This is a genomic window from Shewanella basaltis, from assembly GCF_023283885.1.
GTDB lineage: Bacteria > Pseudomonadota > Gammaproteobacteria > Enterobacterales > Shewanellaceae > Shewanella > Shewanella basaltis.
The window spans coordinates 48,592-73,824 of record NZ_JAKILA010000011.1; the positions used below are offsets into that span (position 1 = coordinate 48,592).

The 25,233-nt window shown below is 42.5% G+C and carries 18 protein-coding genes; 6 read left to right on the forward strand and 12 right to left on the reverse strand.

Annotated elements, in window-relative coordinates; translation table 11 throughout:
* Positions 1 to 60: 60 nt before the first annotated feature.
* From L2703_RS09725 to L2703_RS09735, 3 genes are all read right to left on the reverse strand, one after another.
* Positions 61 to 387, reverse strand: coding sequence for a hypothetical protein (locus L2703_RS09725; protein ID WP_248970897.1), 327 nt, complete (start codon positions 385 to 387; stop codon positions 61 to 63).
* A gap of 275 nt (positions 388 to 662) precedes the next feature.
* Positions 663 to 1,247, reverse strand: a complete 585-nt coding sequence (locus L2703_RS09730) for a peptidylprolyl isomerase (RefSeq protein ID WP_248970898.1) — start codon at positions 1,245 to 1,247, stop codon at positions 663 to 665.
* Positions 1,248 to 1,606: 359 nt separating this feature from the next.
* On the reverse strand, positions 1,607 to 2,173 hold the full coding sequence (locus tag L2703_RS09735) for a YajG family lipoprotein (RefSeq protein WP_248970899.1): 567 nt from the start codon (positions 2,171 to 2,173) through the stop codon (positions 1,607 to 1,609).
* A 229-nt stretch (positions 2,174 to 2,402) separates the two neighbouring features.
* On the opposite strand from L2703_RS09735, the gene L2703_RS09740 reads away from it, so the two are divergent.
* Entirely contained in the window at positions 2,403 to 3,428 is a 1,026-nt protein-coding gene (locus L2703_RS09740; protein WP_248970900.1) for a DUF2804 domain-containing protein, read from the forward strand.
* Positions 3,429 to 3,480: 52 nt separating this feature from the next.
* A complete protein-coding gene (locus tag L2703_RS09745) occupies positions 3,481 to 4,329 on the forward strand; it encodes a sterol desaturase family protein (RefSeq protein WP_248970901.1) in 849 nt (282 codons plus the stop codon).
* Here L2703_RS09745 and L2703_RS09750 read toward each other — a convergent pair whose 3' ends face one another.
* From L2703_RS09750 to L2703_RS09775, 6 genes are all read right to left on the reverse strand, one after another.
* Positions 4,330 to 5,100: a class I SAM-dependent methyltransferase gene (locus L2703_RS09750; RefSeq protein WP_248970902.1), complete on the reverse strand. Its 771-nt coding sequence runs from the start codon at positions 5,098 to 5,100 to the stop codon at positions 4,330 to 4,332. It abuts the gene before it with no gap.
* A gap of 134 nt (positions 5,101 to 5,234) precedes the next feature.
* Positions 5,235 to 6,521, reverse strand: coding sequence for an MFS transporter (locus L2703_RS09755; protein ID WP_248970903.1), 1,287 nt, complete (start codon positions 6,519 to 6,521; stop codon positions 5,235 to 5,237).
* Entirely contained in the window at positions 6,518 to 6,865 is a 348-nt protein-coding gene (locus tag L2703_RS09760) for a cupin domain-containing protein (protein ID WP_248970904.1), read from the reverse strand. The genes L2703_RS09755 and L2703_RS09760 overlap by 4 nt, the downstream gene beginning before the upstream one ends.
* Before the next feature lie 15 nt (positions 6,866 to 6,880).
* Positions 6,881 to 9,094: a heparinase II/III domain-containing protein gene (locus tag L2703_RS09765; protein ID WP_248970962.1), complete on the reverse strand. Its 2,214-nt coding sequence runs from the start codon at positions 9,092 to 9,094 to the stop codon at positions 6,881 to 6,883.
* A 116-nt stretch (positions 9,095 to 9,210) separates the two neighbouring features.
* A complete protein-coding gene (locus L2703_RS09770; RefSeq protein WP_248970905.1) occupies positions 9,211 to 11,496 on the reverse strand; it encodes a polysaccharide lyase 6 family protein in 2,286 nt (761 codons plus the stop codon).
* Positions 11,497 to 11,519: 23 nt separating this feature from the next.
* Positions 11,520 to 13,187 (reverse strand): TonB-dependent receptor, encoded by a 1,668-nt coding sequence (locus L2703_RS09775; protein WP_248970906.1) that lies wholly within the window; start codon positions 13,185 to 13,187, stop codon positions 11,520 to 11,522.
* A 497-nt stretch (positions 13,188 to 13,684) separates the two neighbouring features.
* Here L2703_RS09775 and L2703_RS09780 point away from each other — a divergent pair, with 497 nt between their 5' ends.
* Positions 13,685 to 14,425, forward strand: coding sequence for a FadR/GntR family transcriptional regulator (locus L2703_RS09780; protein ID WP_188739433.1), 741 nt, complete (start codon positions 13,685 to 13,687; stop codon positions 14,423 to 14,425).
* A 477-nt stretch (positions 14,426 to 14,902) separates the two neighbouring features.
* Here the strand turns inward: L2703_RS09780 and L2703_RS09785 are convergent, their stop codons facing one another.
* Positions 14,903 to 16,063 carry a methyltransferase gene (locus L2703_RS09785; protein WP_248970907.1) on the reverse strand — a complete coding sequence of 387 codons (1,161 nt, stop codon included), beginning with the start codon at positions 16,061 to 16,063 and terminating at the stop codon, positions 14,903 to 14,905.
* A gap of 488 nt (positions 16,064 to 16,551) precedes the next feature.
* Here L2703_RS09785 and L2703_RS09790 point away from each other — a divergent pair, with 488 nt between their 5' ends.
* Positions 16,552 to 16,962, forward strand: coding sequence for a hypothetical protein (locus tag L2703_RS09790; protein ID WP_248970908.1), 411 nt, complete (start codon positions 16,552 to 16,554; stop codon positions 16,960 to 16,962).
* Between the two features lie 185 nt (positions 16,963 to 17,147).
* On the opposite strand, the gene L2703_RS09795 is transcribed toward L2703_RS09790, so the two are convergent.
* Positions 17,148 to 17,627: a prepilin-type N-terminal cleavage/methylation domain-containing protein gene (locus tag L2703_RS09795; protein WP_248970909.1), complete on the reverse strand. Its 480-nt coding sequence runs from the start codon at positions 17,625 to 17,627 to the stop codon at positions 17,148 to 17,150.
* A 231-nt stretch (positions 17,628 to 17,858) separates the two neighbouring features.
* Here L2703_RS09795 and L2703_RS09800 point away from each other — a divergent pair, with 231 nt between their 5' ends.
* The gene (locus L2703_RS09800) at positions 17,859 to 19,634 is read left to right on the forward strand and encodes an ABC transporter transmembrane domain-containing protein (RefSeq protein WP_248970963.1); all 1,776 of its coding nucleotides are present in this window, start codon (positions 17,859 to 17,861) and stop codon (positions 19,632 to 19,634) included.
* 507 nt (positions 19,635 to 20,141) lie between these two features.
* On the opposite strand, the gene L2703_RS09805 is transcribed toward L2703_RS09800, so the two are convergent.
* Positions 20,142 to 21,740, reverse strand: a complete 1,599-nt coding sequence (locus tag L2703_RS09805; RefSeq protein ID WP_248970910.1) for an AMP-binding protein — start codon at positions 21,738 to 21,740, stop codon at positions 20,142 to 20,144.
* A 464-nt stretch (positions 21,741 to 22,204) separates the two neighbouring features.
* Here L2703_RS09805 and L2703_RS09810 point away from each other — a divergent pair, with 464 nt between their 5' ends.
* Positions 22,205 to 24,757 carry a TonB-dependent receptor plug domain-containing protein gene (locus L2703_RS09810; protein ID WP_248970911.1) on the forward strand — a complete coding sequence of 851 codons (2,553 nt, stop codon included), beginning with the start codon at positions 22,205 to 22,207 and terminating at the stop codon, positions 24,755 to 24,757.
* Positions 24,758 to 25,233 lie beyond the last annotated feature (476 nt).

The window sequence follows — 25,233 nt, forward strand, 5'->3', positions numbered from 1 at the left end:
CAAGGGGCTTTGGTTCAAGCCATTCTGGTAGTTTATTCAATGAGTTTGGCTTAAAAAGGGTTAAGGTCGTATGCCAATACAGCTTTGAGGGATATTGCCGCCGATATTGATGTAATCGCAACAGTCATGTATTTGTTGGCGAAGATACTGGTTGCCTTTAATGGCCCAGCCTGACCAATGATCAAAACAATAGAGTAAATGCCAAAATACTTTTTCAGTATCACTTGGCTGATCGTCAAGTTGCTTGCCTGATACACCTTGCCACTCTTCTAACACGTCCCACATATAAAGTTGAATCTCTTTATAATCAAGCTGATTATCTAAGAAAGCTTTACCGTAGTAAGCAAGTTGCGGCGCCTTGGTTTCGATAAAATCATTTGCTGTCATAAAAGAATGTCCTTGATGATGAATGCCCGATGAAACAGCGTCTACACTGATTAAAATTAGAGTATAGACCCAAATTTTAGCCATGACATGAAATATGACAAAATTAATTTATGTTAAATTTTTAAATAATTAACAATAAAATCAATTTGTTGAGATTTTTTTAGTATAAGTGGATGCTAATGCTATAAACAAAATAGCGTTAAGTGTTCAGAAAATAAACACCCGGCCGATAACGCGCTTAATTGTGAATGCTGTTTAAGCGCGTTAAGGGTGGGTTAACGAGGTAATAGTGTCGCTTTTTTTAGCAGCACCGTTTTCACTGGCACGTCTGGCCAATTTAATGTGCTGTTGTGTTCGGTTTCTACCAGTGAGATGGCTTCAAGTACATCCATACCTTGGGTAACTTCGCCAAACACAGTGTATCCCCAGCGTCGTTTTGAAGGGTCCAATTTTTTGTTGTCAGCCACATTAAAATAAAATTGTCTTGTGGCCGAGTGAGGGTCGTTATCTCGCGCCATGGCAATCGTGCCCATGGCATTAGACAGCCCATTACCAGACTCGTTTACGATAGGCGCCATTGATGGGCGTTCTTCTAGTTTGGTGGTTAATCCACCGCCTTGAACCACAAACTCAGCAATCACGCGATGAAAAATGGTATTGTCATATTCACCTTTAACCACATAAGTTAAAAAGTTATCGATGGTGATTGGCGCACGGGTTCGATCTAATTCAACCACGATTTTCCCCATTGAGGTATCGAACTCAACTTGTGGGTAAAGGGTATCTTTTTGAATATCAACAGCAGCTGTGGTTGTGAAACTGGTGATAATAAACAAACTAGTGATGATCCATTTGAGCATGTTAAGCATCCTTCTGCTGAGCTTAAATTAGGTAGTGCATTCTACTAAAAAGTAATTTGTGTTGGTTAGGGCTGTTGATTTTTCAAGGTTGTTTTTGTAGCGAATTGTTGGCCATCACTTAAATATGGGCTTTAAGGCAGAGACGTTGAGGTGTGGTTATTCTACATAAAACGTCGATAATCCAGTAAAAATAGCCAACAAATGCTGCCTGAAAGGTTCGGCTAAAAACGCGTTACTCCTTGTTGAACAAGGCTTAGTAAATAAAGCGCTGCTTAGATGATTCGGCATCAATCTATTCGCCTCGATTCACACGTTTTTAACTCGAACAACATTCAACCAGCAAAGATCAACATGCCCAGTTAACGTTGAATAAACTGATGCAGCTCATCATCGTTAAGGATTTCGGTTGTAAGCTTATCTATTAACTGGTTAATGTCTAACTCTAGCGTTGCAAAATCAGGGCTTAATGAGCCTTTAAGATAGCCATTGGCGCTGTACGATTTAGTAAATTGTTGTTGAGCATTTTTTGCAAGCACGTTAATGACTAAACGCGTTTTAGATTCAAAACTGAATGTAGTGTCAGTGACATCAGCTAGTAAGTAATTGAGCTGAAATTGGATTGAATTTCTTGCCGCAGGGTCAACAACATAGCCTGCTCTAATCATGCCGTTGCGAAATAATTTATCGAGCTGTTGGCGAACAGGCTCTGTGGTGCCTATCAATTTTGGCGCTTTGTCGTCTTCAGTTATGCGTAAAACAAAGCTCGCTTCGCGGGTGTCAATGGTGTCGACTTGTACAGGCAAATCTGACTCGGTTTGCAAGTTAACTGGTCCAAGTGTTGGATTTAACCCAATTTGAGTAGGTTCATAACTGGCACAAGCCGTGAGTAATAATGATGACAGTAAAACAGAAATGAGTGACTTCATAAGGCAATAATCTTTAACTAAAGGTAGCTAAAGGATACCAGAAATTGTTCACCATTCCAGTGCTATAGGGTATGGTTTAAACAATTATGCTAAGTGCTGATTGCTCAAATACACTCTGCAAGCGATTGTTCTGGTGTTAGTTTACGTGTTGACTTGAAGCCGCCATTCATTCAGTTTAGTTTGGTTAAATACTATTTCATTGAATATTGTCGTCGTAGCAGGAAAACCAATGCAACATGCTCAATTACAATTAGCCCCACAAAAATTGATCTCCACAGATGGGCAACCTGTCTTTGGTGTTTTTGATGGTATTGTTGATTCATTTAATGTAAAGCAATTTGCTTATTACAATGACATGGATAACCCTGCATCTGCACTGTCGAAACACTTCCATTTTAAACAGTTTCAATTTGTTAGCATTATTACGCCACATTATATTATTGGGCTGGCTATTGCCGATATTCGCTATGTTGCCAATGGCTTTTGTTACCTTTACGACATTAAATCCAATAAGCTCAGCCAAACTCAGTGGCTGACACCATTAGGAATAGGTTGCCAGTTAAGTGATTCCCCTAAGCAGGGGCGAGCCGCAATAGGCAGTAAACGAAAAGGTGTCGTGATTGATATTGTCGACGGTCACTGGCATGTAGCAATAAATTTGGCAGATATTCAGGCTAATTTACACATTCAGCCAGCGCCATTAAGTTTACCCATCAGTATGTGTACGCCAACCGGCTATAACGGCTGGACTTATACGCAAAAACATAATGGTTTAGCAGTCACTGGGCAATTAACCATTCGTGATGAACCACAACCCCTACAATATGCACTAGCTGGTTATGATTTTTCTGCGGGGTTTATGCGCCGTGAAACAAGTTGGCGCTGGGCCTCTATTAATGCCCAAACAGAGGCGGGCATTATTGGGCTTAACCTTGCCGCAGGGGTTAATGAAACGGGGCAAACTGAAAATGTGATGTGGATTAACGGAGAACGGCATTTATTGGGCGGTGCGCAGTTTGATTTTAATCGCCATTCACAACAACATTTGTGGCACATTACCACGAATGATGGTCAAGTTGATTTGTACTTTAGGCCGCTTAATCAGCGCAGTGAAAAGCTTAACTTAGTTTGGCTGAAAAATAACTTTAGGCAGTATATTGGTTATTTTAGTGGTGTAATCTGCGATAACAATGGTCATTCATATCGCCTGCATAACCAGCTTGGATTAACAGAAGATCATTTTGCTAAATGGTGATCAACCAAGCAATATAACGTGTTCAATATAATAATAAATGGATAATAATCAAATGGATAGATTGATTGATCACCCTGAGTGGCTATTGCTGGTATTAGCCCCAATTTTTTTCTGCTGCATGTTGTTGGAGTGGTGGTTTGGTGTGCGCACCAGGCGCTTGCCTGCAAGTGCTCAGTATCGTCCTGTTGAAGTGGTGTGTAATTTTGTGTTGGCTGCTATGCATCAAGTGGCCGACATTATTGCAGGTGTATTGATTGCTAAAATTTATTTGCACTTTTTTGGTTGGCGCTTGTTTGACATTGACATGAGGTTATTCACATTTGGTTTATTACTGATTGCTCAAGATTTTTGTTATTACTGGTTTCATCGTGCTAGTCATCGTATTCGTTGGATGTGGGCTGCCCATGTGGTGCATCACAGCTCAGAAAACATGAATTTTACAACAGCCTTTAGACAAAGCTTAATGTACCCATTGGCAGGCATGTGGTTATTTTGGTTACCGTTAGTGGTGGTCGGTTTTGACCCTAACTGGGTGGTGTTTGCGGTATTGCTTAATTTAGGCTTACAATTTTTTGTACATACTCAAGCGATTAAATCGTTAGGGCCCTTTGAATGGATTTTTAACACGCCTTCTCACCATCGTGTGCACCATGGACGTAATCGGCAGTACATAGACAAAAACTATGCCGGTGTATTGATCATTTGGGATAAAATGTTTGGCACCTTTGAGCCTGAAATTGAAACCGTGCAATACGGCATTACTCAACCCGTAAACAGCTTTAATCCGTTAGTGGTGACATTTAGCGAATGGCGCGAGATGTGGTGTGATGCCACTAAACCTCAATTGCCGTTAAAACAACGCATAAAAATACTATTTTCACCGCCTAAAACTCATCAATAGTTAACAGGCCCTAGCGTGTATGGAGTAAATCAGCGGGATAGGGTGATTATTATGTATAAGCTGATACCCTTTCCCGTTAACAAACTCTAACCCTTCAATACAGTTATATGGGCTATATTGATGTTCGTTAAATTTTAGTATCGTTAATCCGGCAGATATAAGTGCGCTAATGACTTCGCTTATGGGATGCGGCCAGGTTGCGACCTTTGTGAGTTGGTTATTGTGGTTTTCAGTGTAAGTCACTTCATCTTCAACATCGGGTTGTGCCTGTGCAAAGTATCCATAACCTGTCAACACGTCATTAAACGGGTGAAACTCCACTAAATGAAATTCACCGCCAGGACGTAAAGCACCCGCAATGGTTTGTGCCCAGCGAGTTAAATCGGGTAACCAAGCAAGTACCCCGTATGAGGTAAAGACAATGTCATATTGTGTTGTGTTGTTTTCACCAAAATGATAGATGTCAGAATTGATGAAGGTTGCCGGTAAATGTAACTGTTTAGCCAGTTTTTTTGCAGCTGTTATAGACTCGCTTGATAAGTCTACGCCGGTTACTGCGGCGCCAAGCCGTGCCCAAGATAAGCTGTCTTGACCAAAGTGACATTGTAGGTGCAACAGGTTTTTGCCTTGTACATTGCCGACTTGTGCAAGTTCAATGGGATTTAAAGATGACTTACCATCGATAAATGGTTGTAGTTCATAAAATAACGACTTGAGATGAAGGCGAGTTCGCTGATCCCATGCGTGTTTATTGGTGGCTAAGTAATCCATTTTGTTGGTGTCTTGTTATTGGAATGGTATAGCTAATGATATTATAGGGTGATAAGCAAGTATGCGAGTCGGGACTAGATTAAACAGGCTTGCTAACGCAATGCAAACAAGCCTGTTTACGTTTTAGCTGGATATTACGACTTGGGTTTTACCGGTTCTATCTTTCCGCCTAACCATAATGAGATTAGGGCGAGTGGCACCAATGCCGCTCCTAAAATAAAGAAGGCAGTATAGTCGCCGCCTTGAGTCATCATTGGCACTAATTGAATGGTAATGATGACACTTAACACCGCCGATGTGCCGCTAATACCTGCTAGCGTACCGACGGTTTTACCCGAAAAGTAATCACTTGGTAAGGTTTGCACATTGCCAATCGCAGTTTGAAAGCCAAATAAAATGATTGCGATTAATCCCATTGCTAGCCAAGGTGTGGCCGCCTGTGAGGTTAATAACAGTGAGGGCAGCATTACAAGACATCCTAGTACAATCGCGCTACGGCGAGCTTTATTCACTGTCCAACCACGGTTTAATAAATGGCCACTAAACCAACCACCAAATAAGGCACCAATTGCCGCGCCTACATATGGAAGCCATGCAAAGGCACCGATTTCTTTAACATCAAAACCAAACTTTTCATTTAAGTACAGTGGTAGCCAAGCAACGAATAGCCACCAAATAGGGTCGATAAAAAATCGTGCGGCAATTACGCCCCAGGCTTGACGATGGCGCAGTAGTTGACCTGTCGAGGGTACATATTCTTTTGCTTGTTGCTCTTGTGTTGAGCACTTTTGCCCCGTGAGAATATATTGACGTTCGGTGTCGGTGATCCATGGGTGAGCATCAGGAGCCGATTTGTAAATAATCATCCAAGGGATAATCCAGATAATCCCGAGGGCACCAATTACGATAAAGGTGGCTTGCCAGCCTAAAAACGCATATAAAAAAGCGATGAGTGGCGGGGCAATAATAGAGCCCAGTGAGGCTCCCGAGTTAAAAATACCCTGAGCTAAGGCGCGCTCTTTAATTGGAAACCACTCGGCATTGGCCTTGGTTGCCCCAGGCCAGTTACCTGCTTCACCAAGGCCTAAAATGGCTCGGAATATGGCAAATGACATGGCTGTAGCAGCAATAGCGTGTAACGCAATGGATACCGACCACACAACAATTGACAGTAAAAAGCCTAGGCGAGTGCCTATGGCATCAAATATTTTGCCAAATAACGATTGACCGATCGCATAAGAAATCATGAATACGGTAATAATATTAGCGTAATCGCTTTTATCTAAGCCTAAGTCTTCTGCAATGCCAGGCCACATAATGGCCAGAGCAGAGCGGTCGATATAGTTTATGACTGTTGCAATCGCAACTAAACTAACCACTAACCAGCGAAGATGGTTTAGTTTGAAAGGGCTGGTTTTCATGCTAAGTCCTCAACAAAGTCTTCACGTGGTGGGCTAAAGGTGTCAATTAAAATGCCGCCAGTTGGGCACACTGCACCGTGGTCTACATGAGGCGGAACAAAGAAGCTGTCGCCCGCATGCAAAATTTGAATAACGCCGTCGACATTAACATGAAACTCGCCTTCTACCACATAAGATACTTGTGAGTGACGGTGGGCATGCACGTATCCTTCTGCGCCTTTATCAAACCATATTTTTACGGCCATGAGTTCGTGGTTGTATCCGAGCATTTGGCGCTTTAGTCCGCCGCCGATATCTACGATCTCTGTTTTATTACCAAATCCAAAGTGTTGATTCTGTTTCATTGTGTCGCTCCTAATTTATTTTGAATTGTTGGATTCATTAGTCTGGATAGTACTGATTGGCCCAAATAGCTGTGCTCGACCATTAAATTGATATTGTTGACCATTAATGTTGATGACACTCTGGGTCCGTTCTGTGACCGTGTCACTGCTGTGGTTAATTGCTAATAGGTATTGCTGATCATCGCTGAAACGAATCTCTATTGCTTCTAACTCAGCTTGTTGGTGATGTGTCAGTTCAGCAACCATGCTGGTGGCTCCGAGGGTGTACTCTTTTGACGGGTTATATTCACCATGAGGTTCTATTACGCTGACAAAGGTGTGGTTTGTGGCGCTAACGCGATGAATGAACGCTTGTTGTTGGCGTAAATTCATATTGGGATCGTTGGCGCCTAATTGGGTGAATAGCATTTTCTCGCGACTGTTTTGCACTGAGTTAGCGTTGACTAACGTGCTTAATGTGTAAAAGCGGCCATTGTCATTAAGCCAGGTGACTTTTGCCAGTGGATTTACTGTATTGAGCGTTGCCAAGTTAGCGGTTGCTAACAACCATAGGTGTTGGTAACCGTTGTGCTGACCTAGGGCCGACAGTTGATTGAGTGACGCTTGTCTTTCAAAGTTAGTGTCGATCAATTGTCCTTGATAATGCACTGGCAAATCATATTGGTGTGGTTTGTTGGCGCTCACCCGCATAATATCAATACCAATAACGGCATTACGCTGTTTAATATTCACTAACGCCAATGTGCGTGCAAACGCTACATCGTCATAGGCGGTATCAATAGAGGCAGACGCGATGGTTAAGTCTTGCTGTGAAGCATAAAAAGCCAGTTTAGGATGATGTTGATTAGCGGTTTTTAGCTTACCGTTAAAATGGCTTTGCTCATCAACTACCAACGTATTATGAGCAATGGTTTGTTTGGCCCATGAGTTATTTTCGGGAAGGTAGCCGCCCCCAAATTTCGCTTCAATATTCAAAAAGCGCGCTGCACCGTAGTCCGATACAATTTCATTGCCTTTGTCGTAAAACTGCCAGGTGAGTTTGTCAAAATGACCGTGACCTAAGCCCTGTGCTGTAGCTTTAAATACCATGGCCTGATCGGTTTTTCCGCCTTGACGCATTACCACCAAAGCACCGTGATCACCTTGTTGACCATCACGATACACAGACGACACAAACGGGTAGGGTTGTCGTAATTGTTTATCTAAGCCTTGTGCGACTTTAAGACCATCTCCGGTGAGTAAAATGTTGTCTTGCTGCTGCGCAATATCCAATAAACGGGGATCGGGATTTTGACCGTAAGCAATGGCAATACCGTGGACCAGTTCAATGGTGTCAATGCCCTTGCTGTTAATTGCATCGTTTAGCGGGAAAAGAAGCTTGTTGTAACTTAATTCAACCGAACTAGTAATGGCTTTGAGTAAGATACCATCTCGATACTGAAATATTTTACGTTGTGGCTCGTTTTGTTCAATGGCTTTTGCAAAGGTGACAAACGGCATTAAGGCGTAGCGTTGGTAATACGGTCCTTCGTTGTAATAACCGTCAGGGGAAAACAGCTCGTCTAATTGGCGCATAAAGCCGCCTTTTTTAGCGAGGTTTAGGTCGTACAATGCACGTTCTACCCACAATGGTTTGTCTAACACATATCCGCTCATACCAACCGCGGCAGTAGCCCAGGTACCGTGGTTATGAACCTTGTTAAAGGTCCGCGGCGATTGTTCAGATAAAAACAACGCCACGGGTATTATCGCGCCCGTTTCAATGCTGTTACGTTCTGCCGGGGTGAGGGCATTATAAATAAAATCATATGCTTGAATGGTGTGAACTAGCCACACCGCCTCGTTAAGACCTTGCCAAAACAGTTTACCTTCGTTACTGCTTTTTCGTTTTGGATGCAGCGGCAGTGTTGGGTAAAGCTTGGCGTATTGCAGCAGCATATTTTTAACGTATTGGGCATATTTTTGCTCACCCGTCAGCTGATAAATAATACCTGTGTCGTACATTTGCTGATAATTGCTTTTATGTTTTTCGTGGGTATAACCGCCGCCGGCATCTTGTGGAACAGGCACTTCAATAGTTTGAGTTAACCCTTGGTCCACTCGCTTTAATGTGGCGTTAAAAGCATCTTGAAATGCACCAGGTTGCGCTATGGCTTGCTTCATATCGGCAACATCTTGCTGATTAATAACAAGGTTTGGATGTTTTGCCGCCATTGCTGGTAATGACATACTCCAGGCAATTACAGCCAGTAATGTGATGTTAGCAATACGGTTAATCCGTGAATTAACCGCGCTGTACACTGTGCGTGTTTGTTGCCAGAAGCCTGTTTTGTGCTTAATGTTGTTCATAGTGACTGCACTTTATTATTGTTGATTATCGCGGTTTGTTTGCCCACAGCCACAAGCTCAGTGACAACGGGCTGGGCTGTATTATTAAGTAGATTATTAGCAATGCGTGTTTGCGGCTCTCCTACGGTATGTTCAACAATAATCGGCGCGCTTTGGTTAAATTGATTGAGCTCAATTGTGCTGACTTGAACGCCATGTAATTTAAACACGCCACCTGTGAGATTGTTTTTACCTAGGCTGACCCGTGTAAATTGATTGTTGTTCACTGATACGTGAGGCCCAAATGTACTTTCATCAGTTCCGCCACGGTAAACTGTGGCAATTACACCTTCTATATCGATAAATTGATTGTGATTTAAGATCAGGTACTCGGCGTTGTAGATCCCTATGTCGTCGGTTTCTTTGTCCAGACGGAATAGGGCACCTGTGATATGACGAAATTGACTGTGGCTCACTGTAATGGCATCAGCAAATGCGCGATCGCCGGAGTCAAAAAAGTTAAATGCTTGATTGACGTTGAGCTGCTCAACAATGCTGTTTGTCATGTCAAATCGATAATTAGTTAACATTCCCCATTTACGAGTTCTTACCACGCTATTGCCTGCAGCATCAGGGCTGTTTGAGCCATTGATGACTAAGCCGTCTAGCTGTAAATTTCCGTCATTTTGAATTTCAAATAGGGTTGGGCGCTCAAACCGAATAATGGCTTTGTGCGGATTTACGGCTTTAAAGGTTAATGTTTTATTGATGTTGAGTATGTGTGTAACGTTATATTTGCCATCGCTGAGCAAGATGGTGTCGCCCGATTTTGCTTGTTCAACGGCGTTTGCTAATTCATCATCGGTTGCCCCTACATTAATGGTGCTACCCGATTGAAAGGCGACAGTGGGCTCTGATTTTGGATACCAAGCTACGCCAGTGTCTTGCTTTAATGTAGGTGATAGCATGCTGTTAGCACCGTATTTTGCAAGTGTGACATCACTTGGATACAACAAGCCATTCGCGGCTCGTGTCAGGGTGATGTGTTTGGCGTTAATCCCTTTTTTAAGTTCGGGGTTAAGCTCTGTTGTAAAGTTGCTTAGATTATCGGTAAATGAAAGACCACTAACATCATCATATAAAGTAAATGGCGGCGTTGAACCAATAAATAAGTTTTGGCTTAAATGACTATCAAGTGGCACAGCAGTTCGTTCTTGGTCGCTGCCGGCAGCTAATTCAATATGGGCAAGGTTAATAAAGCTATTGTGTTTTATGTTGGCGTTAACGACCTGATGGTAACGATTGATAGCTGAGTTTGGCACGCCATTCATAATGGTAAAACCACTGCCAAAGCGGCTTCCCGTTAACCCTTCTAGATAGTTATTTGTGATGGTTTGATCGCGGTTAATGACTCTGATCCCGCCTGTATGTTCAACGCCATTACCTAAAAATACATTGCTGTCGATAAGATTGCCGTTGCCATGCCTTAGCGTTAATGTACCTCTTGACTCATAAAAGACGTTATTTTGTATACGGTTTTTACCTGATTTAACCGAAATAATTTCAACTTCACCATCGCAGCGATCGAAGTAATTATTTTCGATTACCGTAAATGAGTCTGTTAGCGAATACTTGCTGGTGCCAATTCTGATCGTTTCGCCACCGTTAGAGCCTAAAATAGGGCGTGGACCAAAGTAGTTGTGGTCAATTTGATGGTGGTTTTGTTGGCTTTTTTTGCCCTCTAAACGAACCGCAACGGTTACACCCGCGTTGCGTTTCCCGATAAAATGGTTGTGATCCAGTCGGTTATTTTGCCCGTAAAGGCCTACCCAGTTGTCTGCTTCTTGTCTGTCTGGATTACTAAAATTGTCGATAACCACTTCGGTGACGCGAGAGTGGTTGGCCAATTGCTTTTGCCCTTTTTTAAAGACGATGACTTCGTTTGTTGGGGTGTAGCCATTTTTAAACACCAGTCCTGAAACCTGCAAATATTCACCTGCCAGTTGTAGGTTCGATTGGCCTGATAAAATCACTTTTCCTTTGGTTTCTGCGGTGAGTTCGATAGGCGCATCAGCAGTGCCATTTGCCACAAACACTATTTCAAAGTTATTCCAAATACCATTTTTTAAAATAATTTTATCGCCAGGTTTAACCTGCTCTAATGCTTTTTTATATTCAGCTTGAGTCGCCACCAGACGATCTGCCGCTTGTGCATAAATAGATGGAGTGGAAAGTATTATTAAGACTAACAACTGCTTGAACAACCAATGCCTTGATGGCGAATTGGTATAGGATTTATTCATCTAGTCTCTCGATTCTTACAAGGTTAATAATAACCCCGCAACGGCATTAAATGCGGTTGCGGGGCGGTCGGGTAAAACTTCACTTTCGCACTTAAGAAATAATTAGCGCCTGAACGTGAATAATCAGCAACGGTAGTGTTATTACCACGCATCATGATTTGTGGCTCGTTCAACAGATCCAAGGCTTTTAGAGAAACCGATAGGTAATCGGTGACTGTAACGTTAGCCGAGAAATCGAGGTGATCATTGTCTTGCACATAGCGATTAGAACGATCTGGGAACGGTAAGCCATTGGGCTGGAAGTCGCTTTCACGGTGCTTATACAGTAAGTGCAACTTCGCCCAGTCGCCTTCCCAATAAATTGAGGCTGAGGCGACTTGAGGTGAAAATCCAAATAAATTTGCATCAGAAACAATCTCCGGGCTACCCGGCTCTGCGGTAACAAACATGGAGTCTGCGTAGTTGTAGGTTAACGAGACGGCGGCATTTTTGCTTGGGTACCACTCTAGCGAGAGATCGTAATTGTTCGACAGGTTCGGGTCCGTGTGATTACCACTGGCACTGACATTTGCAATGACTCTGCCTAAGTCAGTGTTTGTGCTCAGTTCATAATCTCCGTTGTCACCTTCGTCACACAATGAGTACTCAACCCCTGAAGACATGGCATGCATTTGGAAGCGTGAAATGGCTTTATAAGTTGCAACACCTAAATACCATTCAGGAGCCAATACGAAAGTATTTAAACTTGGCCGGTATTCTGTGTAGCTTGAGTCTAGATTAACTGCTTCAATTTTACCTGTGACCTTGATATCAGCACTGAAGGTGCCATCATCGTTGGTGGTGATATAAATCTTGTCACCCCAACTATCAGAGAGAGTCTTTGTTTTAACCATACGCACACCCAAATGGCCAAAAACAGGTAAGCCTGCGACTTCGCTATTAATGTCTGCCATGATGTAGGCAGCTAAGATGTCTTCTGTAAGGTCAACATCACTACCAGAGCGGCCATCGACTCTTTCACCAATCTCATAAAAGCTGGTATCTCGGCTGTGACTTGGAATTTGCCCCAACATTTGACCAATAAAACATTCGGAGTCATAGGTGGCAAACTGCCCAGAACCGCCGCCAGCATCTTCGAATAAATTGCCGTTATTATGGTCATTAATACAGTTATCGATAATGCCTGAGGTGAGTGCTTGATGCGCCGCCTTATCATCATAAGAGTGGCATACTCCAGAGGCTTCAACGGTGGTTTGGCTTTTGCCAAAATCGACGGGTTTTAATGAACTGACATCGATGGTACCGGATGTTCCGCCTTCAACTAAGTTTGCCTGTTGTGATTTATCAATCACCCTTTTATCGACCAGTTCGGATGGGCATTTTTTGAAGTTAACAGCACGGCTTGGGCCTGCGTTAATAATGTTACGGCCGTTGAGTGTAGAGTATCCCCAGTATGATCCTAAACCGCGAATGGATATCTCATTTTGGCTGCCTTTGAGTCTATGACCTGTGGCATCTGAAATATTTTCGATTAAATTAGAAACGGACAAGCCTGATAGCTCACCAAAATCGACTGTAGCGATACCGTCTGTAATGGCGGTGGTATTTTTATTCTCGTTCAATGAACGGGACATCGCTCCGCGTAATCCACCCACTTTAATGATTTCCATTGGCGGGGACTGTAGCGGCATTGCTGTCATTCTCCAGTTGTTTAGTCGTGTTGATGTGTTCGTTTTGTAATCTTGTTTCAGTTTCTTCTTGTGCGTACACACTTGTACTTAACAGTAATACGAGTGCCGAGCAGTAAATTGCTGACTTAGGTTGCCATTTTAGGTCTATTAACCTCAAAGCGTTGCTGATTTTGTTAAGTTTCACGTTAATCTCCCCAGATTAATTGATTTCCTTCTCTTAACGTAAACACAACGTTTAAATTTTTATTTTAAAGACTGTTTTGTGTCAGCATAGAAACTAACCAACTATTAACGTAGTGTCAACCAAATTGCTTTACCAATTTAATTATGTATATTTTATTTGTTATTACCAATGCTTTTAATGGTATGACAATGTGCTATTATTTTTGTAATGTGAGTGGCATGTCGTGTTATTTAGTTGTTTGCTGCCACGGTTTTAACCGATAATATGTCAGTATTAAACCACTAAATTGGTTTTACTTTTCGAAGGAAGGTATATGAAAAACCGTCGTTTATTTTGGCGAATAGTCGATACGATTGAAGCCGCCATCGCCTGTGGCGAGTATCCGGTAGGCAGTCGTTTACCCCCAGAGCGTGAGCTTGCAGAGAAGTTTGAAGTGAGCAGGCCGACCATTCGCGAAGCGATTATTGCGCTAGAAGTACGTGAAAAAGTAGAGGTGAAAACAGGCTCTGGTGTGTATGTAGTGAACAACCAAAAGCAAAGCGTTAACGCAAGTAGCGTAAATGCCTTTGAGTTGACTCAAGCCCGTGCACTGGTTGAAGGCGAAATCGCTGCACTTGCGGCTAAGACCATTACCACAGAAGAGCTTGAAAGGCTGCATGGCACATTAGTGATGATGAAAGACATGGAAAATGTCGAAGAAGCGGATGAGCTATTCCATCAAATTATTGCTCATTCTACACGAAATGGTGCGCTGATTAATTTGTTTGAGAATATGTGGGCATTGCGCTCATCAAGTAACGAAATCATTGAAGATTACAATATTGTTTGTAGTACCGACAATAATAAAACATTGGCTGAACACACGGCGATTTATGAGGCATTATCTGCCCATGATGCAGCTGAAGCTCGTTTAGCAATGCATAAGCACTTTAATAGATTAATCAATGTGTTATTTGACAAATTAGAGCAGCAAGCTCTAGAGGAAGTGCGCCGTAAAAATAGCGCCAACCGTGATTTATACTCGATTGAAAACTTAGTAAAAATTAAAGGATGATTTTTTAAAAAATCTCATTTCAGCTAAAACTATCTAAGCGCACTGACAGCCATGTCAGTGCGTTTTTTTTGCAAAAAAAAAAGACCCCAAAGAAAGCTAAGGGGCCGACTAGTGGTATGAGACAGAGGAGCTCAACCTTAATACAAGCGACTTCCATGTCGAGTGTTGTCATAGATAAAATAAGTGACATAACCATAAGCCAAACAGGATAAATTTCAGCTCACAAAACTTAACAAACGCAATAAAAGCTAATGTAAATAGGTTTTAACATCGCTTTAGGGCTTAAGTGTTATCCTGTTTTAGTCAATAAATTGATTTTATGCTTTGGTTATAAGTCATGTCAACCAATTTATTTTATTGGTCAGTCCAATTTTGTGATGTTTAAGATCGCCTGTATTGTGGTTGTTTTGACACTCAATATTGTCATGGGGGTGCCCAAGTAGTCATCACACTTGGGCACAAAAGCGATGAAAGGGATTATTTCTTGGCTTGTAAAATAACAAACTTACCGTTAGACGCAATCGTCGTACAGTTATTAAAAATACGTTTTACTTTAATATGATAGGCTAAATGTCTATTGCCAACGATATGCAATATACCGCCGGTTTTTAACCGTTTATACGCGTCAACAAACATTTGCCATGCGATATGATCGGTAATGGCTTCTCCTTGGTGAAACGGTGGATTACAAAGTATAAGGTCCGGACTGATATGATCTGGAAGGTGTGTCAAACAATCATCCCAATAAAAGTGTCCTTGGGGTGCTTTAAAATCTGGGTTGTCTAGCGCATTGTGCTGCCAGTTGTATTGCGCTGACGCTATTGCCATGTCTGAATCGTCAACAAAGTGGATATGCGCTTGTGGGTAACATTGTTTCGCATGAAGTCCTAAAATGCCGTTGCCACAGCCAAGGTCAACTATTTGCGAAAAGTCGCCTTTAGGCATGTTGTCGAGCATAAACCTTGCTCCAATATCTAACTTATTGGCAGCGAACACATTTGCCAAATTAGTGATATTTAACCCCAATCCTTCAACCTTCCAGTTTACTGGGGCTGCCGTTGGGCGTGGTTTTCCGTCGCTGATACAGGTGATAACGCGCGTTTTTTTCCAGGTTAAACTGGCGCTAGCTGGACCCAAATGCTTGTTAATAAGGCTGAGCAGTGCGGCGTTGATTGATTTGGCTTTAGCCCCAATTAATACTTGAGTTTCTGCGGGCAACACGGCTGATAAACGAGCGAGTTGTTGCGCAAAATAATGTAGGTTTTTAGGGAGCTTCATCAACACAAGTTGAGGATGTTGAGGCAGAGGATCACGACTATTGATAATGTGCAAAGACGATGGTGCTAATTGATTGTGTTGCTGATTGTGTTGCTGATTGTGTTGGCAGCCGAGCAAACTGGTTTTTGCATCGGTTTCAAGCGTTATTGGCCATTGAGGATCAATTGATATCAAGGCGCAAGATAAAGCGCCAAAGCTGTCGTTGAGTATGACTGTCGGTTTTGCAGTTTGTTGTGAGTCAATGATGTGCTGAATTAAATGCTCATCAGCTGCGTCCCATGCTTGTAAATTTGATGCTTGTTGGGTGGGGTAACGAAAAAGCTCAAGTTCAATGCCTGCGCAAGCAAATTGGGTGGTCATGGGTGAGTTACCTAACTATAAATTGTGATCAATTGCCAAGAGGGAATGTATGCACTTAATGTGGATCAATAAATACTTCAGTATTATACCATTGCGCATTAATAAGTGACCACCCAGAATGTTTGCTGCCGTGTTTGATTAAGGCGTCGTTATGTCGTGGCTGCTTATTTCCTTTCAAATTAGTGCACTATGTTAAGAAAGGCTTACAAAGAAGGCCACGCTGATAAATTCGCTCTTGGCAGTAGCGTCACAACCCCCATTACAGCTTTAAATGACGTTGATGTAGATGACGACACCTCGGTCATTTTGATTGTACTGGGTCTAGTGATGCAGCCTGAAATAGATCACCTTCTAGTAAGGATGGGTATTACTTTAATGCGCGGTGGTATTCGCTCTGATATCTCGCTACAGCGAGATGGGCAAAGATTGCTATTCACTAAGCGGTTGAGTAAATTGTCAATATCAAAAAATATTTCGAAGGGATCGTGATGAAAGGTGCTGGTGGAACAAGCGGCGGTGTAGGGCAATTTTTTATTGGCTTAGCCATGATGTGTGGTGGTTTTTATATGTTACTTAATGCCATTAAAGTCACCAGTTCATTTGGCTTTGGCAGTCATTTATATCAATTTGGCGGCTTTGGATTGACCAGCGGCATGGTGATGATCCCCTTTATTTTTGGTGTGGGATTAATGTTTTACAATGGGAAAAACCCTCTAGGTTGGTTATTGACTTTTGGATCAACTGTGGCGCTTATTTTTGGGGTGATAAGTTCAATTAATTTTAGATTTTCGAATATGAGTGCCTTCGACTTAATTGTTATTCTAGTGCTGAGTATGGGTGGCTTGGGCTTGTTTTTACGCTCGTTAAAAGCGATTGATAGCCGCTATCCAGATGCCTAATGCCAATTAGGATAAATAAGTCATCAGAGATTTCGTAGGAAAAAGCGCTTAGAAAAGATGAATGTTTAGTTAAGCTGTTGTTTTTTAGGTGGTATATTTAACAATGCCTTCAATAAAACGATAAGCGGTGTTAACCAGTAAGCATGATCATATTTTTGTGCTGATTGGTATAAACTAACCAGCAGTTAACAACCGCTGGTTTGAACATCAATAACAGGCCTTGCAGTGCTTGATGTGGCCTGCCTGTAACGCAAATAACATTGTGCAACGCCAGCATCTTCATTTATCACGCCATGCCAATAAACCCAGGCTCCGCTGTACACACTGGCTCGCTTTTGCCAGTCGCCTTGAGGTACATCCATTAACATTGCAATCCCTGCGGCGGTTCCGTTGGGATAACCATAGGCCAAGCTTACCGTAGTTCCATCAATATTGAGGGTTGTGCTTGCCAGTTTTTCTACTCCAGCAATGGTGGCTTTTGAGTAAGTTAACGTCGCCGCTGATTGCATAGCGGTTTCCATCCCTTCCATTGTCGATACAATGGCATTTTTGCGTAAGCTAATTAATTTGCCACTGGCAACAATCGCTAGAATGGCTAATACAATGATGACCACGACGAGTTCTACCAAGGTAAATCCTGTCGGTTTATTTAGCGTATTTTGCATAATCGGTTTCTTGTTGTTATGTGTTCTGGGCGTCGGTGTTTTGAACGGCTGAGCTGATAATACCATTGCGGATTAATAATGATGACTCAGCGAGTATTAAACAAGGCATCTACAATCCTCTGTTTTGTTGTTACTATCAGTTTATCCTAGTTTTATTTGCTGGTTAATACTGTGACCAATTTACCGACAACGCCATCTTCTGTTACTGAGACATCTAACTCGACCGCTAATATAACAAACTCACCTCGTGTTTTACCCTGGATTGTGCACTTTTTATCCCTTTATAAATGCAAGGTTGTTGCTGCCATTGTGTTTCTGTTTATTGGCTCGCTTGCCTGGTTATCCCTAGGGCAGGGGGTAAAAATGATGGTTGATGAAGGATTTATTGCCGACAATGCTGCCCGGCTCAATGAGATTATGTTAATGATTGTTGGTATTACCGCAATCAGCGGCGCGGCAGTTTTTTGTCGATTTTATTTAATGACCTGGCTAGGAGAGCGAGTGAGTGCGGATATTCGTTTGCAGGTTTATCAGCATCTGTTGTCGTTATCGCCAGGCTTTTTTGCGACTCAACGAACGGGTGAGGTGATTTCTCGATTTACTGCAGACAGCACGCTGATCCAAAGTGTCGTGGGGTCGAGTTTATCAATGGCATTAAGATCAGGTGTTACCGTGTTGGGCGGTATTGCGATGATGGGGTTTACCAGCATAAAACTAACTGCATTAGTGCTGTTAGCTGTGCCTTTGGTGTTGGGACCTGTGACTTTTTTTGGCAGAAAAGTAAGGCTGTTGTCGCGTAAAAGCCAAGATAGGGTGGGGGATTTAGGAGCATATATCGATGAAACCCTGCACGAAATTCATACCGTTCAAGCGTATACCCATGAAACCAAAGATCGCCAATTATTTGCCGAACGTGTCGAGGCTGTGATGGCGGTGGCCAAGGGACGGATTAAATATAGAGCGTTATTGATTTCGACTGTGATGTTTTTAAGTATTGGCGCCATTGCTTTTGTTACCTGGGTTGGGGCTAAAGATGTCATGAGCGGCAATATTTCAGGTGGAGAGCTATCTGCATTTATGTTTTATGCCGTCATGGTTGCTGGGTCTGTGGCAACGATTAGCGAGGTATTCAGTGAAATACAGCGTGCATCAGGGGCCGCTGAGCGTTTAATGGAGTTGGTTGATACGCCGGTTGATATTTTGCAACTGGCGCAACCAAACCAATTAACTTTACCGGTAAAGGGGGCATTATTGTTTGATAATGTCGTGTTTGCATATCCTTCAGACAGTGAGCAACACGTAATTAGGCAGTTGTCGTTAGCCATTAAACCTGGTGAGCGTGTTGCGCTCGTTGGGCCAAGCGGTGCGGGTAAAAGCACATTGTTTGAATTAATGATGCGGTTTTATCAGCCTAAAGCGGGCCGAATTTTGTTAGATGATGTGGATATTTCGACATTATCATTAACGGATTTACGCCAACAGTATGCCTTGGTTCCACAAGAGTCGGTAATTTTTGCGATGAATGTGTTTGATAATGTTCGCTATGGCCGCTTAGATGCAAGCAACGATGAAGTGATCCAGGCTTGTATTGCAGCAAAAGCGGATGAGTTTATTAGGGAGTTTGCAGAAGGTTATTCAACGTATTTAGGCGAGCGTGGGGTAAGGTTGTCGGGCGGGCAAAAACAGCGCATTGCCATTGCTCGAGCTATTCTCGCCGACAGGCCGATACTGTTGCTTGATGAAGCAACCAGCGCTTTAGATGCGGTGAGCGAAGTAAAAGTCAAGCAAGCACTTGACTCATTAATGGCGGATCGAACCACAGTGATTATTGCCCATCGTCTTGCGACGGTAATTAATGCTGATCGGATTTTTGTAATGGATAAGGGGCAACTGGTCGCTTGTGGAACGCACAGTGAACTAATGGAAAGTAATGATTTGTATCGCGAATTTGCTAGCCTTCAGTTATACCATTGCGCGTTAGCAAGTGATCTCTCAGCGAGAATTTAAAAGGGCTTAAACAAGGCGAATGACTGAATGAATAGATTCTCTTTCGAAGTCATGCAACGCAGTATAAGCCCTTTTAAAACTCGCCAAAAAGGAATGCCCCAGCGGCTTTTGCTTTACGTTCTCGCTATTTGAAAGGGAACAACCATTACTGCATAGCGACGCCTTAATCAAAAAACGCTGGACGCATTCGCAGTGGTCACTTATTAACCTGAGTTCGGGGTAAGGGATGAACTTATACTATTTAAAATCAACATGTTACCCATTCTCACTTTCAAGCTTGTCATTTGTTCTGCTAACAAGGCGAATTGACGCGTCAATAGCTAGCCTATTGTAAGTCGATTCAGCGCAGTGAGCAGGGCAAAGGACTGTTTGAAAGGCATTTATTATCCCGAGCTCAGGTTTATTAATGCGAATGGTATTATTAATGGAGAACGATACTGTGTTGACTGAGTAAAAAAAAAGATGCCTCGGCATCTTTTTTGTATCAATTGCAGTGCAATTTTGTGTTTATTTGCGCAACTCTCTGCGTAAAATTTTACCTACAGTACTTTTAGGAAGCTGCGCTGTAAATTCAATAATCCGTGGCACCTTGTATGCGGTCAGTTGGCTTCGGCAATAATCATTAATCGCTTGTTGAGTTGCTTCGATGTCTGTTGAGGGCTGTTTTAATACGATAACGGCTTTTACGGCTTCACCTGTCCGCTCATCGTCAACTCCAACAACCGCACATTCAAGGACCAGCTCATTGGTTGAAAGCACATCTTCGACCTCATTTGGGTAAACATTAAACCCCGACACAATAATCATATCTTTTTTACGATCAACTATGGTGTGGTAACCGTCTTCGCTAGCAATGCCAATGTCACCGGTTTTAAAGAAGCCATCTTGTGTCATGACTTTGGCTGTTTCTTCTGGTTTATTCCAATAGCCTTGCATAACTTGTGGCCCACGAACCGCTAACTCTCCTGCTTGGCCGGTAGCAACCTCTTTATCATCCATATCAAGCACTTTAACCTCTGTGCCTAATACGGGTTTGCCAATGGTACCTAAGCGTTGGTAGCCTGGGGAGTTTAGGCTCACTACTGGTGATGTTTCAGATAAACCATATCCTTCTGAAATCATACAACCTGTGGTTTGTTGCCATAAATTTGCCGCAGCACTGGTCAGTGCCGTGCCGCCTGAAATTGTAATGGTCATCTTGCTGAAATCTAAAGCTTTAAACTCCGGCTGGTGACAAAGCCCAACAAATAAAGTGTTTAAGCCTGCAAACCCAGTAAAGGGGTATGCTTTCATGGTGTTAATTAATCCAGAAATGTCACGTGGATTAGGGATCAGCACAGAGCAACTTCCTGATTCGAAATACAGCACTAAATTCACCATAAAAGCGTAAATATGATAAATCGGTAAAGGAGCAACAAATACGTCATGCCCAGGATTCATTGTGCTTGCTATGCGTGATTTGACTTGAGCTGAGTTAGCTAAAAGGTTGCCATGATTGAGCATGGCACCCTTTGATAAACCTGTTGTACCGCCGGTGTATTGTAAGGCGATTAAATCATTATGTGTCGGCTTAACAGCAAGATAAGGGTGCTTTGCTCCTTCGTTTAACACGGCTAAAAATGTCACTGTGGCAAACGGTGTGTCTGGCTGGGGTTGTGGCTGAATGAGATCCATGGCATGAGTTGAAATAACGAGCTCAACCCCCGTGTTGTTGACCACATTAACTAATGTAGGTAACAAATCAGATAACACGACTAATGCTTTTGCACCCGAATCATTAAATTGGTGTGTCAGTTCCCGTTCGGTGTACATAGGGTTGGTGTTAACTAACACCATGCCTGCTCTAATGATGCCATAGGCGGCAATAACAAACTGGGTAATGTTGGGTAACTGTAGCGCAACTTTGTCGCCTGGTTGCAGGTCTGTGCAATGTTGGAGGTAGGCGGCAAAATGGCGAGAGTCTTGTTCTATTTCCTTGAAGGTGGTGTTTTTTCCTAGGCAGGCATATGCGGTGTTATCTGCAAACTTGTGACAAGACTTTTCAATAAGATCGACGATGGAAGTGTATTGCTGTAAATCGAGTGTTGAATCTGCATCATAAGCCATGCTTATCCCCTTTAAATTTTGGGCTGTTATTGTGATTAAATCAAACGTCCGTTTAGATTGTTTAACTAACCTACACGGGTAAAGATTAATTGGCAAAGGTTGAGTTTAAAATTGATTTTGATTAATCGCAGCTGGGCTTAATGAGAATAAAAAAGAGTGTGTTTAAAACGTAAATTAATGTTTACGCATGATTTTTTTGGTTGTTTTATCAGCAAAAGCTAGATTGATGAAAAAAATGAGTGTTGTGATGAATGTCTCATTAAATCAGCGTATTAAGATATTTTTCACCTATTTATTGTTTAGTTGATGCTTAATTGTGTCAGAAAGTGTTAGCAATTGTGTTTTGGTTGTTATAAAAATGTATCTGAGATAGGGATTATTTCAACCGGAAGGAACTGTTTTTGGGACTGAATCACCCAAAAAACAAGTTGAAAATACAATAATAAGTAGTTGGGAAGAAAATAATGATGCAATCAAAAAAAACTAAGTTTGGTGTGAGCTCATTGAGTTTAGCCATTTCATTTGCACTTGCCGGAACAGCAATGAGCTCTCAAGCTTTTGCTGCTGACGAAGAGGCAGTGAAAGAAAATGTCGAAAAAATTGCTGTAGTCGGTTCTCGTGCAGCTCCTCGTTCAATTGGTGACTCGCCAGTTCCAGTTGATATTATCAGCAGCGATGATTTAAAGAAAAACGGTTCAACTGACATGATTGACATGTTAGTGACTTCAGTGCCGTCTTTTAACTCGCGTGCACAACCTATTAGTGATGCTGCAACACTTGTTCGTCCTGTAAACTTACGTGGTTTGCCGTCAGACAGTACGCTTATTTTAGTTAACGGTAAGCGTCGCCACCGTGCATCGGTTATTGCATTCCAAGGTGGTGGTATTAACGACGGTGCTCAAGGCCCAGATATTTCAGTTATTCCTGGTGTTGCGTTAAAGCAAGTTGAAGTTTTACGTGACGGTGCTGCCGCGCAGTACGGTTCGGACGCCATTGCCGGTGTGATGAACTTTGTTTTAAAAGATGACTCAGATGGCGGCTCGATTACCGTTAGCCAAGGTGAGTACTACGAAGGTGACGGCGCGGCAACAACCATCGACGGTAACCTTGGTTTACCTTTGTCTGATGATGGTTTTGTTAATATCAGTGCGCAATATAAAACTGCGGATGCAACCAGTCGTAGTGTACAGCGTCCAGATGCCGCTGCCATTGCTGCTGCGGGTAATGAATTCATTCAAGACCCTGCACAAACCTGGGGTAACCCAGAGATTAACGATGATTTTACCGTGTTTGTAAACTCAGGGTATGACCTAAACGACAACACCCAATTGTACGCATTTGGTAACGTTTCATCACGCGAAGCAACAGGTGGTTTCTATTACCGTAACCCGCACAATCGTGGCAACGTTTATTCAAATGACGGTGGTGAAACGTTATTAGTTGGTGCGGTAAATGGCGATCAATCAACTTGTAGCATTGTGCCTGCAAACGTTGATAACGTGCTTGATACACCTGAATACTTAGCTATGGTGGCTGATCCAAACTGTTTCTCTATGAACCAAATTCGTCCGGGCGGCTATACACCTCAGTTTACTGGTAAAATTGAAGACATGTCTTTCTTTGCTGGTATTAAAGGTGAGTCAGGCGAGTGGATGTATGATGTAAGTGCTGGTACTGGTAGCAACAAAGCCAGCTTCGGTTTAAAAAATTCACTTAACCCATCTTTGGGTTTAGAGACTCCAACCGACTTCGATACAGGTTCTTATGAGCAAGTAGAGACAACCTTCAACGTTGATATGAATCGTTTTGTGACTATCGGTGGTTTAGAAGACATTAGCTTTGCTACTGGTTTTGAATGGCGTGAAGAGTCGTTTGAAATTGGTCAAGGTGAAGAAGCTTCTTGGATTGCAGGCCCATATGCAGACCAAGGCTTTAACATTGGTTCACACGGTTTTAAAGGGTTTGGTCCAGAATCGGCAGGTAAAAACAAGCGTAACAATATCGGTGTTTATACCGATGTTGAAGCATATTTGACCGATGAGTTCTTGGTTGGGGTTGCATTGCGTTATGAAAACTTCTCAACCTTTGGTGATACGCTAAACTACAAGTTAACCGCTCAGTACATGGCTACTGACGAGTTGTCGTTCCGTGCTTCTCACAGCACGGGTTTTCGCGCACCAACGGTTGGTCAAGAAAACGTAGTAAACACTCAAACATCGATTGTTAACGGTGATTTGATCCAGACCTTTATCGCGCCACCAACTAACCCATTGTCAGCTTTCTATGGTGGTGAAACGTTAAAACCTGAAGAGTCTGTCAGTTATGCCGCAGGTTTTGTGTATGAATACGAGAACCTATTCTTAACGGTTGATTACTACAATATTGAAGTAACAGGTCGTATTGCTCAATCTAGTCAAATTACGGTTGAAGAAAGTGACTATGATGCATTAAGAGCGGCTGGAGTTGAGTTTCCGGAGTTAATTTCTGCGGTAACTTATTACACCAATGACTTTGATACAACCACTCAAGGTGTTGATATCGTCGGTTCTTACAGCATGGACCTGTTTTCTGGTGATGCTAAATTTAGTTTAGCTTATGGCTGGACTGACACTAACGTTGATAAATACGATGAGACAACAACTGATGCGGGCAAAGTGCGTCGTTTAGAAGACGGTATTCCTGCGCACCGTGCTACATTGACATGGGGACAAAGCTGGGATGACCTAAGTATGTCTGTTCGTGGTAACTACTTTGGTGAATACTACGCAACTCATGCTGATGACACTTCTGATTGGGGTTCTGAAATGGCAGGTTCTGCTGTAACGGTTGACCTTGAAGTGAGCTACGCAGTAATGGATAACTTAACCGTGTCTGTTGGTGCCAACAACATCTTCGATCAAGAAGCTGAGAAGCTAAAAGACGGTACTCTAGGTGTGTTAGGTGCAGTGTACTACGAAAGTGGTCCATTTGATTACAACGGCGGTTTCTACTATGGCCGTGTAAACTATCGTTTCTAGAACGTGATGAAATAGCATTGAAAAAAGACTGCTTCGGCAGTCTTTTTTATTTGTGTGACCTAGGGCCTGTTGATCTTTGCTGGTTGAGTTTTGTTCGAGTTAAAAACGTGTTAATCGAGGCGAATGGATTGTAGCCTAGTCACTTAAGTAACCTCAACTCTGGATAAGAGATTTATTGATAACGATATAAATCAATAGATTGACTAAAATCCACTGTCAAGCTTGTGATTTGTTTTGCTAACAAGGCGAATTAACGCGTCAATAGCTAGCCTATTGCAAGTTAATTCAACGCAGTGAGGAAGGCAAAGGACTGCTTGAAAGGCGTTTGTTATCCAGAGCTGAGGTTAAGTAACTCTTTATTTATAAAGAATCGTTCAACAAAGAGTAAAACGTTTTTAGCCGAACCCTGTGGGCAGCGTTTGTTGGTCATTTTTACTGCGTTATCGACTTTTTATGTAGCATAACTACATCTCAAA

What these genes read in the sequence shown, in the direction of transcription:
- L2703_RS09725 (WP_248970897.1), bottom strand. Translation starts at nt 387, where the DNA reads ATGACAGCAAATGATTTTATCGAAACCAAGGCGCCGCAACTTGCTTAC.
- L2703_RS09730 (WP_248970898.1), bottom strand. Translation starts at nt 1,247, where the DNA reads ATGCTCAAATGGATCATCACTAGTTTGTTTATTATCACCAGTTTCACA.
- L2703_RS09735 (WP_248970899.1), bottom strand. Translation starts at nt 2,173, where the DNA reads ATGAAGTCACTCATTTCTGTTTTACTGTCATCATTATTACTCACGGCT.
- L2703_RS09740 (WP_248970900.1), top strand. Translation starts at nt 2,403, where the DNA reads ATGCAACATGCTCAATTACAATTAGCCCCACAAAAATTGATCTCCACA.
- L2703_RS09745 (WP_248970901.1), top strand. Translation starts at nt 3,481, where the DNA reads ATGGATAGATTGATTGATCACCCTGAGTGGCTATTGCTGGTATTAGCC.
- L2703_RS09750 (WP_248970902.1), bottom strand. Translation starts at nt 5,100, where the DNA reads ATGGATTACTTAGCCACCAATAAACACGCATGGGATCAGCGAACTCGC.
- L2703_RS09755 (WP_248970903.1), bottom strand. Translation starts at nt 6,521, where the DNA reads ATGAAAACCAGCCCTTTCAAACTAAACCATCTTCGCTGGTTAGTGGTT.
- L2703_RS09760 (WP_248970904.1), bottom strand. Translation starts at nt 6,865, where the DNA reads ATGAAACAGAATCAACACTTTGGATTTGGTAATAAAACAGAGATCGTA.
- L2703_RS09765 (WP_248970962.1), bottom strand. Translation starts at nt 9,094, where the DNA reads ATGTCATTACCAGCAATGGCGGCAAAACATCCAAACCTTGTTATTAAT.
- L2703_RS09770 (WP_248970905.1), bottom strand. Translation starts at nt 11,496, where the DNA reads ATGAATAAATCCTATACCAATTCGCCATCAAGGCATTGGTTGTTCAAG.
- L2703_RS09775 (WP_248970906.1), bottom strand. Translation starts at nt 13,187, where the DNA reads ATGCCGCTACAGTCCCCGCCAATGGAAATCATTAAAGTGGGTGGATTA.
- L2703_RS09780 (WP_188739433.1), top strand. Translation starts at nt 13,685, where the DNA reads ATGAAAAACCGTCGTTTATTTTGGCGAATAGTCGATACGATTGAAGCC.
- L2703_RS09785 (WP_248970907.1), bottom strand. Translation starts at nt 16,063, where the DNA reads ATGACCACCCAATTTGCTTGCGCAGGCATTGAACTTGAGCTTTTTCGT.
- L2703_RS09790 (WP_248970908.1), top strand. Translation starts at nt 16,552, where the DNA reads ATGAAAGGTGCTGGTGGAACAAGCGGCGGTGTAGGGCAATTTTTTATT.
- L2703_RS09795 (WP_248970909.1), bottom strand. Translation starts at nt 17,627, where the DNA reads ATGCAAAATACGCTAAATAAACCGACAGGATTTACCTTGGTAGAACTC.
- L2703_RS09805 (WP_248970910.1), bottom strand. Translation starts at nt 21,740, where the DNA reads ATGGCTTATGATGCAGATTCAACACTCGATTTACAGCAATACACTTCC.
- L2703_RS09810 (WP_248970911.1), top strand. Translation starts at nt 22,205, where the DNA reads ATGATGCAATCAAAAAAAACTAAGTTTGGTGTGAGCTCATTGAGTTTA.